10 protein-coding genes are annotated in these 13,343 nt (G+C 64.5%); 7 read left to right on the forward strand and 3 right to left on the reverse strand.

The window, feature by feature from the left end; translation table 11 throughout:
• Positions 1-158: 158 nt before the first annotated feature.
• The 5 genes from ACQ4N9_RS13420 to ACQ4N9_RS13440 all read left to right on the forward strand — a co-directional run bounded on the left by ACQ4N9_RS13420 (position 159) and on the right by ACQ4N9_RS13440 (position 5,611).
• On the forward strand, positions 159-1,190 hold the full coding sequence (locus ACQ4N9_RS13420) for a WD40/YVTN/BNR-like repeat-containing protein (RefSeq protein WP_390967351.1): 1,032 nt from the start codon (positions 159-161) through the stop codon (positions 1,188-1,190).
• Positions 1,187-3,580 (forward strand): efflux RND transporter permease subunit, encoded by a 2,394-nt coding sequence (locus tag ACQ4N9_RS13425; RefSeq protein ID WP_390967352.1) that lies wholly within the window; start codon positions 1,187-1,189, stop codon positions 3,578-3,580. The genes ACQ4N9_RS13420 and ACQ4N9_RS13425 overlap by 4 nt, the downstream gene beginning before the upstream one ends.
• Before the next feature lie 167 nt (positions 3,581-3,747).
• Positions 3,748-4,035, forward strand: a complete 288-nt coding sequence (locus ACQ4N9_RS13430; RefSeq protein WP_125463282.1) for a DUF5629 family protein — start codon at positions 3,748-3,750, stop codon at positions 4,033-4,035.
• A complete protein-coding gene (locus ACQ4N9_RS13435; RefSeq protein WP_390967353.1) occupies positions 4,001-5,131 on the forward strand; it encodes a lactonase family protein in 1,131 nt (376 codons plus the stop codon). Before ACQ4N9_RS13430 ends, ACQ4N9_RS13435 begins: the two co-directional genes overlap by 35 nt.
• A gap of 303 nt (positions 5,132-5,434) precedes the next feature.
• Complete coding sequence (locus ACQ4N9_RS13440) at positions 5,435-5,611, forward strand: hypothetical protein (RefSeq protein WP_167409860.1); 177 nt, start codon at positions 5,435-5,437, stop codon at positions 5,609-5,611.
• Between the two features lie 149 nt (positions 5,612-5,760).
• Here the strand turns inward: ACQ4N9_RS13440 and ACQ4N9_RS13445 are convergent, their stop codons facing one another.
• From ACQ4N9_RS13445 to ACQ4N9_RS13455, 3 genes are read right to left on the reverse strand one after another with little or no spacing between them, the layout of a single operon-like run.
• Complete coding sequence (locus ACQ4N9_RS13445; RefSeq protein ID WP_390967354.1) at positions 5,761-6,354, reverse strand: glutathione S-transferase; 594 nt, start codon at positions 6,352-6,354, stop codon at positions 5,761-5,763.
• The gene (locus tag ACQ4N9_RS13450) at positions 6,351-9,995 is read right to left on the reverse strand and encodes an AAA family ATPase (protein ID WP_390967355.1); all 3,645 of its coding nucleotides are present in this window, start codon (positions 9,993-9,995) and stop codon (positions 6,351-6,353) included. The genes ACQ4N9_RS13445 and ACQ4N9_RS13450 overlap by 4 nt, the downstream gene beginning before the upstream one ends.
• Entirely contained in the window at positions 9,992-11,230 is a 1,239-nt protein-coding gene (locus ACQ4N9_RS13455) for an exonuclease SbcCD subunit D C-terminal domain-containing protein (protein ID WP_390967356.1), read from the reverse strand. Before ACQ4N9_RS13455 ends, ACQ4N9_RS13450 begins: the two co-directional genes overlap by 4 nt.
• Positions 11,231-11,568: 338 nt before the next feature.
• Here ACQ4N9_RS13455 and ACQ4N9_RS13460 point away from each other — a divergent pair, with 338 nt between their 5' ends.
• Both ACQ4N9_RS13460 and ACQ4N9_RS13465 read left to right on the forward strand, forming a co-directional pair.
• Positions 11,569-12,930, forward strand: a complete 1,362-nt coding sequence (locus ACQ4N9_RS13460) for a PAAR domain-containing protein (protein WP_390967357.1) — start codon at positions 11,569-11,571, stop codon at positions 12,928-12,930.
• On the forward strand, positions 12,923-13,321 hold the full coding sequence (locus ACQ4N9_RS13465) for a hypothetical protein (protein WP_390967358.1): 399 nt from the start codon (positions 12,923-12,925) through the stop codon (positions 13,319-13,321). The genes ACQ4N9_RS13460 and ACQ4N9_RS13465 overlap by 8 nt, the downstream gene beginning before the upstream one ends.
• Positions 13,322-13,343 lie beyond the last annotated feature (22 nt).

Genomic DNA, 13,343 nt, shown 5'->3' on the forward strand with positions numbered 1-13,343 from the left:
CAATTGTTTTTGTGGTTAACAAAACATAACGTCCCGCTCGTTGTTTTCTGTCGGATTACCCCGATAGGATGGCCCGAAGCTATTCCAGGGCTCTGGAACAGGGTTTCTCGGCACCTGGCAATAGATTGACCCAGCACAAGAACACAAAAGGGGCAGTCATGAGAGAGCGGATCACGGCACGGGGCCGGCACGGCGCCTGGCCATTGGCAGCCAGCGCGATGCTGGCGCTGGCACTGGCGGCATGGGCGGGCAGTGTCGATGCGGCGGTGGCCGCCGAGGAATACTCGGTCGAGTCGGCCAAGGCCAGCCAGAGCCTGTTGATCGGTGCCACCCACGCAGGCAAGCGCCTGGTGGTGGTCGGCGATCGCGGCCATATCCTGTTCTCCGACGACCAGGGCAAGACCTGGACTCAGGCCCGGGTACCCACCCGGCAACTGCTCACCGCCGTGTTCTTCCTCGATGACAAGCGCGGCTGGGCCGTTGGCCATGACGCGCAGATCCTCGCCAGCAGCGACGGCGGCGCGACCTGGAGCAAGCAGTTCGAAGACCGCTCCCGCGAAGCCCCGCTGCTCGATGTGCGCATGCTCGACCCGCAACAGGGTTTTGCCGTCGGCGCCTATGGCTCGGTGCTCGAAACCGTCGACGGTGGCCAGCACTGGCAAGACGTCGGCGAGCGCCTGGACAACCCCGATCAATTGCACCTCAACGCCATCACCTTGGTGAAAGGCGCCGGCCTGTTCATCGTTGGCGAGCAGGGCAGCATGTTCCGCTCCAGCGACAACGGCCAGAGCTGGTCGAAAGTCGAAAGCCCCTACGAGGGCTCGTTGTTCGGCGTGATCGGTACCGCCCAGCCCAACACCCTGCTGGCTTACGGCCTGCGCGGCAACCTGTTCCGTTCCACCGATTTCGGTGACAGCTGGCAGCCGATCGAGCTTCGGGCCGAGCGCGGCCCGCTCGAATTCGGCCTGGCAAGCGCTACGCTTCTCGAGGACGGCAGCGTGGTACTGGTCGGCAACGGCGGCAGCGTGCTGCGCAGCCATGACGACGGGCAGAGCTTCAGCGTGCGCAACCGCGCCGACCGCGTCGCCCTGGCCGGGGTCAGCGGCCTCGCCGGCGGCGGCCTGCTGCTGGTAGGGCAGGGCGGTGTGCACCTGGCATCGGCCGACGGCACCCAGGAGGTGCGCCCATGACCAGCCGGGAGAGCTTCGACATGCAGCACAAGGACAAGGCCACCCTGCTGGAACGCCTGATCTTCAACAACCGCCCCATGGTCATCGCCATCTGCGTGCTGGTGAGCCTGTTCCTGTTCTGGCAGGCCACGCAGATCCGCCCGTCCACCAGTTTCGAAAAGATGATCCCGCTGCAGCACCCCTTCATCGAGCAGATGATGGAGCACCGCAACGACCTGGCCAACCTCGGCAACACCGTGCGCATCTCGGTCGAGGCGGTCAACGGCGACATCTTCGACAAGGACTACATGGAAACGCTGCGGCAGATCCATGACGAGGTGTTCTACATCCCCGGCGTCGACCGTGCCGGCCTCAAGTCGTTATGGAGCCCCAGCGTACGCTGGAGCGAAGTCACCGAAGAGGGCTTCTCCGGCGGCGAGGTGATCCCCAATACCTACAACGGCTCGCAGGGCAGCCTCGACACCCTGCGCGACAACGTGCTCAAGTCTGGCCAGGTCGGGCGCCTGGTGGCCAACAACTTCAAGTCCAGCATCGTCGACATTCCGTTGCTGGAGAGCTTCCCCGACCCCCAGGACCCGGGCAAGCAGGTCAAGCTCGACTACCAGCAGTTCTCCCATCAGCTGGAAGAAAAGATCCGCGACAAGTTCCAGGCGCAAAACCCCAACGTCAAGATCCACATCGTCGGCTTCGCCAAGAAGGTCGGTGACCTGATCGACGGCCTGGTGATGGTGGCAATGTTCTTCGGCATCGCGCTGGTGATCACCTGGGCGCTGCTGTACTGGTTCACCTGGTGCATCCGCAGCACCATCGCCGTGCTGATCACCACCCTGGTGGCGGTGGTCTGGCAGTTGGGGCTTATGCATGCGGTGGGCTTCGGCCTCGATCCGTATTCGATGCTCGTGCCGTTTTTGATCTTCGCCATCGGCATCTCCCACGGGGTGCAGAAGATCAACGGCATCGCCTTGCAGTCCAGTGACGCCGACAATGCCCTGACCGCAGCCCGGCGTACCTTCCGCCAGTTGTTCCTGCCGGGGATGATCGCCATCCTGGCCGACGCCGTGGGCTTCATCACCTTGCTGATCATCGATATCGGGGTGATTCGCGAGCTGGCCATCGGCGCCTCGATCGGCGTGGCGGTGATCGTCTTCACCAACCTGATCCTGCTGCCCGTGGCCATCAGCTATGTCGGCATCAGCCAGAAGGCCATTGCCCGCAGCAAGAAGGACGCTACCCGCGAGCACCCGTTCTGGCGCCTGCTGGCCAACTTCGCCAGCCCCAAGGTGGCGCCGGTGTCCATCGTGCTGGCACTGCTGGCCTTCGCCGGCGGCCTCTGGTACAGCCAGAACCTGAAGATCGGCGATCTCGACCAGGGTGCCCCGGAGCTGCGCCCCGACTCGCGCTACAACCAGGACAACCGCTTCATCATCAGCAACTACTCGACCAGTTCCGACGTGCTGGTGATCATGGTCAAGACCCCGGCCGAGAGCTGCTCGATCCACTCGACCATGTCGCCCATCGACGAGTTGATGTGGACCATGGACAACACCCCGGGGGTGCAGTCGACCATCTCCCTGGTGACCGTGTCCAAACAGGTCATCAAGGGTATGAACGAGGGCAGCCTGAAGTGGGAGACGCTGTCGCGCAACCCGGGCATCCTCAACAACTCCATCGCCCGTGCCGACGGCCTGTACAACGGCGACTGCTCGCTGGCACCGGTGCTGGTGTTCCTCAACGACCACAAGGCCGAAACCCTGGAGCGGGTCACCGCCGCGGCCAAGGCCTTTGCCGACAGCCACAACAAGGAAGGCCTGCAGTTCCTCCTGGCGGCGGGTAACGCCGGGATCGAGGCAGCGACCAACGAAGTGATCAAGTCGGCCGAGCTGACCATCCTGATCCTGGTCTACCTGTGCGTGGCGGTGATGTGCATGATCACCTTCCGCTCCTTTGCCGCCACCCTGTGCATCGTGCTGCCGCTGGTGCTCACCTCGGTGCTGGGCAACGCGCTGATGGCGTTCATGGGCATTGGCGTGAAGGTCGCCACGCTGCCGGTGGTTGCGCTGGGCGTAGGGATCGGCGTGGACTACGGCATCTACATCTATAGCCGCCTGGAAAGCTTCCTGCGTGCAGGCCTGCCATTGCAGGAGGCCTACTACCAGACGCTGCGCTCCACCGGCAAGGCGGTGCTGTTCACCGGCCTGTGCCTGGCCATCGGTGTGTGCACCTGGATCTTCTCGGCCATCAAGTTCCAGGCCGACATGGGCCTGATGCTGACCTTCATGTTGCTGTGGAACATGTTTGGCGCACTGTGGCTGCTGCCGGCGCTGGCGCGGTTCCTGATCAAGCCGGAGAAGCTGGCGGGCAAGGAGGGCGGGTCGATCTTCGCCCACTGATCCTCAGCAAGGGGCCGCTCTGCGGCCCAATCGCCGGCAAGCCGGCTCACACAGGAATTGCGCTGGCCTTGAAGATGGCGCGATCTCTGTGGGAGCCGGCTTGCCGGCGATTGGGCTGCAGCGCAGCCCCATGGCTATAATGGCCGCCCAATTTCCCGGATGTCCCCATGACCCTCGCCACCACCCTCGCAGCCTGCGACATGCTGCTGATCGACGGCCTGCACGCCTTCGACTTCACCTTCGACGAAACCGGCCTTGTGATCGAGTGCATGGACGGCCGCCAGCTGCGCCGCTGGACCTTCACCCCCGAGCAAGTCGCCGCCGCCACTGGCGCGGGCGATGACTGGCGGCTGGCATCTGCCGAAGGCGAGCATCGTCTAGTCTGTATGAGTGCTTTCAGAGCCCCGGATGAAGAAGACGATGAATCGGACGTGGACGAGCCTGCTGACCGCTAGCCTCATGACCCTTGCAATCAATGCCCACGCCGCCACCTTGCTGGTGGGCAGCTACACCGATGGCCCCAGCCTGGGTATCTACCGTTACGGTTTTGACGAGCGCAACGGCCACATCGATGCCAAGCCCCAGCAGGTGGTCAAGGCGGTCAGCCCGTCATGGCTGGTGCTGTCCGCCGATCAGCGCTTGCTGTTCGCGGTCAACGAGACTGCGCAAGGCCATGCCAGCAGCTTTTCGCTGAGCAGCAAGGGCGAGATCAAGCCGCTGAACCAGGTACCCAGCCAGGGCGACGAGCCGACCCACGCCAGCCTCAGCCACGACCAGCGCTATTTGTTTGTTGCCAACTACGCCGTCGCCCCCGACCCCGGCGGCAGCCTGGTGGTGATCCCGGTGGCCAAGGACGGCAAGCTCAAGCCGGCGGTGCAGCAGGCGCGGCATGCGCCGAGCAAGGTCAACCCCGAACGCCAGGCCGGTGCCCATGTGCATTCGCTGGTGCTGTCGCCCGATGGTCGCCACCTGTACGCCTGCGACCTGGGCGCGGACAAGGTGTTCATCTACCGCTACGACGGCGCCAGCCCCGAACACCCGCTGAGCCCGGCGATCCCGCCAGCGGTCGAGCTGCCGCCGGGCAGCGGGCCGCGGCATCTGCTGTTCGACGCCAAGGGCAAGCACGCCTACCTGACCCTGGAAATGAGTGCCGAAGTGGTGGTTTTCGATGCCCAGGATGGCGCGCTCACCGAGCGCCAGCGCTTGCCGCTGACCGACCTCAAAGACCCCGCCGCCAAAGCCGCCGGCGGGCTGCACCTATCGGCGGATGGCCGTTTCCTCTACGTCAGCAACCGTGGCACTGCCAATGAGATCGTGGTGTATGCGGTGGGCAAGGACGACGGCCAGCTGACCCTGCTGCAGCGCCGCTCGGTGGAGGGCGATCATCCCCGGGAGTTCACCCTCGACCCCAGTGGCGACTTCCTGTTGGTGGCCAACCAGAAGAGCAACCAGATCGTGGTCATGCACCGCGATCCGCGCAAGGGCACCCTGGGCCAGACCGTACAGAAGTTCGACCAGCCGGCGCCGTCGGACCTCAAGTTCCTCGAGTGATGCGTCTTGCTTGTGGGGGCAACTGCCTTACTCGCCATTCAAACAGCTGCGCGATTCCTGTGGGAGCGGGTTTACCCGCGAACACGGGCATAGCCCGTGCCAGGCACCGAGGTCCATCTTTGCGGGTAAATCGCAGCGGCGAACCGCCGCTCCCACAGGCAGAGTGCAGGGCGAGGCAATTATCGATTGCCGTGATATTCGCTACTGCCGCAATGAATTTCAGCAAGCGCCCCCATCGGAGTAAGTTTTGACCCAAGGCCCCGACGGGCCAACGTCAAACCACCGAAGTCGAGGTCCGCCCACATGAACTTCAATCTCTTCTCGCTCATCGCCGCTTCCGCCATCTCCGCCTCGGTCGTGCTGCCAGCACACGCGCAGGCCGAACACAGCAGCAAGCCGTCCACTACCCACAGCTACACCGACAAATACCTGCAACAGAGCGCCCACTTCCACGCCGCCCTGAGCAAGCACTCCAATTGAGTGTGTAAAGCCATTGGTAATAGCACAACGCCATGTGATTAAATTTGACGCTAGATTTTTGACTCTCCAAGGGGCAGAGCATGATGTGGCGTATCACGGCGGTAGTGCTGTTATTGATGTCGGCGCCGATCCTCGCGCTGTGAGGTGCCTTACCTGGCCATGATGGCCTTGAACAGGTCCGATTCCAGCCAGCCCTGCAACCAGCTCCGCACCCGCGGATAAGCCGCCTCGGCGAACCACTCAGGTTCGACCCCGGCAAACTGGCGCATCAAGGGCAGCAAAGCGGCATCGGCCAGGCTCGGGTGGTCGGCCAGCAGGTAGGGTCTGCCTTCGAGCAGGCTTTCCAGCTCTACCAGCCACGCTTCGGCCTGTTGCCGGTAATGCTCCCGGGAATGCTCGGGGTAGCGCTCGGCATATTTGTACAGGTTCACCTGGGCCTTGAACGTGCTGTCGTTACGCACGATCAGCGCATCGGCCCGTTGTGCCGCCGCTGGGTCGGCCAGCAGGCGCCAGTCCTCGGGGTCATGCCGGGCAAGGGCCCAGCGCATGATATCCAGGCTCTCTTCCAGCACCCCATCCCCGGTATCAAGCACTGGCACCGTGCCTTTGGGCGACAGTGCCAGCAGCTCGGCCGGCTTGTTCTTCATCGCCACCTCGACAATCGCCACCGGGCACTGCGCATAGCGCAGGGCCAGGCGCGCACGCATGGCCCAAGGGCAGCGGCGGAACGAGTAAAGGATCACCCGCTCACCTCGACATCGCTCAGGCCGTTGCCTTGCCGGCGCACCTGGATCTGCACCGGGATGCGCTCGTGCATTTCCTGTACGTGGGAGATCACCGCCACCTTGCGGCCCTGGGCCTGCAGGCCGTCGAGGGCATCCATTGCCAGTTGCAGCGACTCGGGGTCGAGGCTGCCGAAGCCCTCGTCGATGAACAGCGATTCGATGCGCAAGGTGCTGGAAGCCATCGAGGCCAGGCCCAGGGCCAGTGCCAGCGAGACCAGGAAGGTTTCGCCGCCCGACAGCGAATGCACCGAACGCAGTTCGTCGCCCATCTCGGTATCCAACACCAGCAGGCCCAGGGCACTGCCGCCGCGCTTGAGGCGATAGCGCCGGGCCAGCTGACGCAGTTGGCTGTTGGCGTGGTGCAGCAGCAGGTCGAGGTTGTAGCCCTGGGCGATCTTGCGGAACACATCGCCCGAGGCGGAGCCGATCAAGGCGCTCAGGCGTGCCCAGCGTTGCCACTGCTGATAGGCCTGGTCGATCTGTTCGGCCAGGGCCTGGTGTGCCAGCTGGCGGCGTTGATCGTCGGCCTGCTGGGCGCGCAGTTCGGCGCATTGCTGCTCCTGAGCGACCAACTGCTGTTGCAGCTCGGCGAGGCTCTGCTCCAGTGCTTCGACCGGCAGTTCGCCATGGCCTTGGGCAGCATGTTGCTGCAGGCGCTGCTCGCGCTCCTGCAACAGCACCCGGCCTTGCTCGATGGCCTTTTCCGCCGCCTGCAGCTGTTGGCGCAGCTCACCGAGCTGGGCGTCGTCGATGGCCAGCAGGCGGTCGAGGCCAGCGTCGTCCAGTTCAGGGTGGCTGCTGCGCCATTGGCCGATTGCGCCCTGCAGCTGTTGGTGCTCGTGCTCCAGGGCCTGCTGGCGCTGGCTGTTGGCGTTGAGTTCAGCGGCCAGTTGCACGCCCTGGGTACGCAATGCCTGCAAGCGCTGGGCAGTGTCGGCGTCGGCGGTGCGAGCCTGTTCCAGCTGCGCTTCCATATGCTGCTGCCAGGCCTCGGCGCTGGCCTGCTCGCCGAGCAGCTCGCCAAGGGTGGCCTGGGCCTGCTGGCGCTGTGCGTCCAGTGCGGCGATTTTCTCCAGCAGTTGCTGCTGATTGTGCTGCCGGGCCTGTTGCTGGTCGCGCAGCTTGTCCAGCTGCTGCTGGCGGGCCTGTTGTTCTTCCTGCTCGTCCTTGCGCTGGTCGAGTTGCTGGCGGCGCAGGGCAATCTGCTGGTCAAGGCCGAGGAAGGCCTGGGCCGGGTCGTCCCGCAGGGCCTGGAGAATGTCCTGGGGCAGCACGCTGGCCAGGTCGTTCAGGCCCTGTTCCAGTTGCTGCTGGTCGGCAGCCAGGGCTTGGTGTTGCTGGTCGAGGTGGCGCTGGGCCTGCTGCTGGGCCTCGCTGGCAGCCTGCAACTGCTGGGTGAGGCGAGCGGCGTCCTTTTGCAAGGCGAGCAGGGCGCCCTGGCGTTTCTCGTCGCGCTCGATCTCGTCGCCCAGGCGGCGCAACTGGCCGTCGAGCCAGGCGCTACGAGCCTTGTCGTCCTGGGGCGCGAGCGCCGGCCACAGGGCATGGGCCTGAACCTGTTCGAGCAACGGTTGTAGCTGTTCGCCCAGCGTGAGTTGTTGCTGCTGATAATCCTTGAGCTGGGCGTTGACCACGCCCAACTCGGTACGCAGTTCCACCAGCCTGGCGTTGAGATGTTCGACTTGTTTCTGCGCTGCCTCCTCCTCGGCCTGGTCGTGGCGGCCCAGGCTGTGCAACAAGGCTTCTGGCTGGTGGAACGGGTGCTCGGCGCTGCCGCATACCGGGCACGGCTCGCCATCGCGTAGCTGGGCGCGCAGTTCTTCGACGCTGGTGTTGCGCGCCAGGCGCTGGCGATCAAGCAACTGGCGGGTCAGTGTCAGGGCCTGCTCGGCGCTTTCCAGCTCGCTCTTGGCCGCGGTGCCTGCGCCGATCAGTTGCTGGCGCTGCTGCATGGCCTGCTGCTGGCGGTCACGCAGGGCGTCGATCGCCTGGCGCAGTTCCAGCTCACGGCCATGCAGGCGGGCAAGCTCCTCGACGGCGCGCTGCTGCTTGCGGTTGTCCTGGAGCATGCCGCCGAGCAGGTCGATCTGCTCGGCCAGGGCATGGGGTTCGGCCCCGGCTTCGCGGAACAGCATCTCGAAGTTGTCGCGCTGGGCTTGCAGCTGGGCATTGGCCTGGCTCACCTGGGCCTGCAGGCCTGGCAACTCCTCGCGGCCCTTGGCCAGCCGGCCGCCGATCAGCATCACCTGCTTCAATTGCGGCAGATAGGCCTGCCAGGCGTTGGCCAGGCTACCCAGGTGTTCACTGTCGGCCAATGCCGCATCGATCTGCGCCAGTTGCTGCTGGCTGCGCAGCTGGTTTTCCTGCAACTGCTGCAGGTGTTGCTCAGCGTCGCTGACTTCCTGCGCAGCCTGCTGGCAGGCTGCGCGTTGTTCGCCCAGCTCTTTGTCGAGGCGGGCCAGGTCGCCTTGGGCGGCGAATGCCTGACGCAGGCGCGGGGCGTTATCGCTGTGCTGGGCCTGATGCTGGGCCAGGGCCTGACGCGCCGCTTCCAGTGCCTGCTCAAGTTCGCTGGTGCGGCTATGCAGCTCGCCTTGTTGGCGCTGCTGTTCGGCAATCGCCACGGCCAGCGGTGCCAATTGCCCGGCCAGATCCTGCTGGCGATGGAACTGATGACGCTGCGGCGCAAGGCGTTCCAGGCGCTGCAGGTCGAGGCGTGGTTCGGCCAGTTGTTGCCAGCTGTGCTCGGCGGCTTGCAACGCTGCCTGGGCTTCGCCGTGCTGGGCTTGCAGCTGGCGTTGTTCGTCGAACCAGACGCGCTGCTGTTCCAGCTGGCGCTGGCGGGCCTGGTCGGCCTTGAACTGCTGCTGGGCCTGCTCCAGTTGCTGGTCGAGCAGGGCGCGGGCGTCGCTTGCCATCGGCAGCAGGTGCTCGGCCTGCTTCTTCAGGTCGTTGTGGCGTTCGCCGGTTTCCCGCGCCTTGCTGAAGGCGCGCTGGCCGAGGCGGGTGTAGATCGCCGTGTTGGTGAGCTTTTCCAGCAGCTCGCTGCGCTCTTTGTCGTCGGCCTTGAGGAAGGCGCCGAACTCGCTCTGGGCCAGCATTACCGCGCGGGTGAACTGTTCGAAGTTCAGCCCCAGGCGCGCTTCGATCAGCTGCTTGTATTCGTTCTTGCCGCTGCCGAGCAGCTGTTCGCTATCCAGGTCGTACAGGCTCTGGCGGCTGTTCTGCAGTTTGCCATTGGCTTTCTCGCGGGCGCGGTTGGCCTCCCAGCGGGCGCGGTAGCGGCTGCCGTCGATGCCGACGAAGTCGACCTCGGCAAAGCCGCTGCCGGTGCCGCGGCGCAGCAGGTTGCGCGGGTCCGAGGTGGGGATGTCGCCGTCGGCGTCGGGCACCTTGGCTTCCCGGGCAATGTCGTTCAGCCGCGGCACAGTGCCGAACAAGGCCAGGCACAGTGCATCGAGCAGGGTGCTCTTGCCGGCGCCGGTGGGCCCGGTGATGGCGAACAGGCCAGCGCTGGCCAGGGGCTCTGCGGTGAAATCGATGTCGATCGGCCCGGCCAGCGAGGCGAGGTTCTTCAGGCGGATGGCAAGAATCTTCATGGCTGCTCCTCTTCGTGCAGGACGTCCTGCAGCAGCTCGGCAAAATCGGCCAGGGCCTGCTCGTCGGCGGGGTTGCCGTAGGCATGCTGCCAGGCACGGCCGAACAGGTCCTGCGGGGTCATCTGCGCCAATTCAACGAAGGCGAGTTCGTCGTCTTCCTGGCGGCCCGCGCCTGCGTATTCGGCGCTGATGCGCACCAGGCGCACCGCCTTGCCCTGCAGGGCAACCTCGATCTGCTGGCGCAGGTCGGGCTGCGGTTCGTCCAGCACTACCCGAACTTCGAGCCAGGGCTGGCGGTTGGGGTCTTCGAGCAGGTCGATCACAGGCAGTTCGCCGAGCTGCACCAGCAGTTCGCCCAGCGGGGCCGGGCCGACCCGCTGCAAGGCCACCGCCCGCGGGACCAGGCGTGGTTCGACGCTGACCAGTTCGCTGCCGTCGAGCTCCACTTCCAGCACCTGGTGCGGGTAGTTGATCTCGGCGAACGACAGCGGGATCGGCGCGCCGCTGTAGCGGATGCGGTTCTCGCGGTTGACCTTCTGCGGCTTGTGCAGATGGCCAAGGGCAACGTAGCCGATGGCCTTGTCGAACAGCCGCGCCGGCAGGGCTTCGGCATTGCCGATGATCAGGCTGCGTTCGGAGTCTTCCGAGATGCTGCCGCCGGCCATGTGCGCATGGCTGATGGCGACCAGCGCCTGGTCCTTCTTGCGCTTTTTCTGGGCTGCCGCGATCAGTTGCTCGTGCACCTGGGTGATGCCTTGCAGGTAATCGTCCCCCAGTGCCGGGCCTGTGACTTCGGCCGGGCGCAGGAAAGGCAGGGCCAGGCACCAGGCTGCCACCTTGCCGCGGGCGTTGGTCAGCGGGATCAGCAGGCGCTCGGCGTCCAGCTGGCCTTCGTCCAGCCAGTGCACCCGGCCCAGGGCATGGGTGCGCAGGCGGCGCATCAGCGGCGCTGGCAGCTCGATGCGCGAGCCGGAGTCGTGGTTGCCGGCGATCATCACGATATCCAGCTTGGGCTGCTGCTCATGGGCCTGGACGATGAAGTCGTACAGGCGCTCCTGGGCTTTGACCGGCGGGTTGACGGTGTCGAAGATGTCGCCGGCGATCAGCAGCGCATCGGGCTGGCGCAGGTGCAGTTGGCCGAGCAGCCAGTCGAGGAAGCAGGCATGTTCGAAGTCGCGTTCCTGGCCATGCAGGCTCTGGCCAAGGTGCCAGTCGGAGGTGTGAAACAGACGCATGGAAGATCCGTTGGATGAGCGGCAGGGGGCGTTGGGGTGAGGGCGGTATGGTAACCCATTGCGGGGTAAGCTCGCTTTCGCTGTGCCGCCTCGATTGCGAATGGGGCGAAAGGTGGGCCAAAGCTTCTGACAGATATCAATACGTTCTTGCGGAGTTTTTTTGTTAAGGACAAGGCATGTTCGAGTGAGTGTCTGCTGTTGCTGTAGGACGTTTCTTGATCTGCTTCCGGCGCCGTCGGAGGCGTCCTCAAGCTGCTAGCGTTCGGCGTTTTCTGCGTACAAAGGAAAGGCCGCATGACCCGCAACCCTTTCAAGGGCATCGCCGCAGGTGACCGCCCATGACCTATCGCATCGTGATTTTCGGCAAGGGGCAGGGCCTGGTGGGCGACCGCACCACCACCGGCGCCACCTGCATCGGAGACCGCGCAGCGGGTAACGTGAATGGCCGCGCCTGGCTGCTCGAAGGCGACCAGACCACCGCCTGCCCGAAGTGCGGACAGGTGGGCACCCTCATCGACGGTGAACAGCGCTTCCTCCAGGATGGCGTACCCACCGTCGTTGATGGCGCCCGCGTGCGCTGTGGATGCCCGCTGGGCAGCAACCGCCTGATCGCATCGTCCCAGGCCGCCCCGGCCAAGGCGCCTGTCACTTCACCGGTGGCTGCTGAACGGGCCACACTCACCCCACAAGCCGCCATGGCGACCCCTTCAGGGCTGCAACCCGGTTTCTATATCGTGCCGCGCAGCATGACCGGCGAGCAGGTGCTGCAACAGCTGGCCGCGCTGCCGGGCAACCTGCCGCTGTCGCTGGTGCGTCGCCTCAACCCCACCTTCGACCAGGGCTTCAAGGCGGGCGAGCTATTCGTGCTTGGCGCCCCCGAGCACAGCTACGCCTGCACTCGCGAAGAAGCCGAATTGATGGCAGCGGCCCGCAGTGCCCGGGCGTCGCTGGCGCAGCTCAGCACCGAAGAAGCCGACTTCATGATGCGACACATGGCCGAGACCGCCGGTGTGCTCAACGGCGCGAGCCAGTCGATGGGGGTGGGCAAGGACATGCTGTCGCGGGGGCTGGGGCAGGTGGAAGACACGCTCAAAGGCATCGAGCGTTTGCACCAGCGCGAGTTCGTTGCGCACCGGCACCTGAACAGCCCGCAGTTCTTCGCCGAGCGCAAGGCGCTGTATGGCCAGCTGAACGCACAGCTGCGCAGCGCGTTTCTCGGCAAGTACCTGAACCTGGGGCAGCACGAGGACCTGCGCCGGGGGCTGGGGATCTCGACCAAGAGCCTGGTGCATCACTGGTCGAAGGCCGGCGCGCCGGGGGCGATTCCTGGGTATGCGACGCACCTGGATGAAGTGGCGAAGATGACCAAGTACCTGAAGTACGGCGGGCATGTGGCGGTGGGGGTGGGGGCGACTTCGTCGTACATGAAGATCTACGAGGCGTGCCGGGCGGGGGAGACCGAAGAGTGCAAACGGATTCGGTTCACTGAGACAGGTAGTTTTACTGGAGGCATTGGGGGTGGTTCTCTAGGTGGTTTGGTAGGGAAAGTAGCTATCAAGGCTGTTTGCAATTTTGGTCCATGGGGGCGAGCTACTTGTGGCATTGCTCTCGTTGGGGCTGGCTCTTTCGGGGGAGGAAAGCTCGGAGAGGTTGGTGGGGAGAAAACAGGCGAAATAATGTACGGGGTTGTTTATGATTGATCTGAGCGGATTGCCTGCGGTACTGAAGTTGGCCGTGTCCCTCGGACCCTTCGTGGTGGGCTTTGCTGGGCTAGCGATTCATTCGCATATCGCGGGGACGCGACACTTTGAAGTTATGTGTGAAGCGCTTCAGCGCAGTGCCGGTCTTCATGAAGAATTAAAAAATGGAGGCGCGCTGACTTTGAAGTTTCGAATGATGACCGTGAGCGCAATGACGGCGGGTATGATTTGGCCTGCATTGGGCATTCGTCAGGGTTGGTTGGACGTTGAAGATAGTCACCGCTTCCCGGTTTATCTTAAGAGGCGAATGAAGTTTGGTATGTATTGTATATTTGTTGGTCTGGGCTGGATGGCCTTGGTGGTTTTTTTCGTTGATTTTGATGCGGCATGATAATCATGGGTTTGTAACCGCC

Origin of the sequence: Pseudomonas sp. ES1 (genome assembly GCF_050586605.1) — a bacterium.
Lineage (GTDB): Bacteria > Pseudomonadota > Gammaproteobacteria > Pseudomonadales > Pseudomonadaceae > Aquipseudomonas > Aquipseudomonas sichuanensis.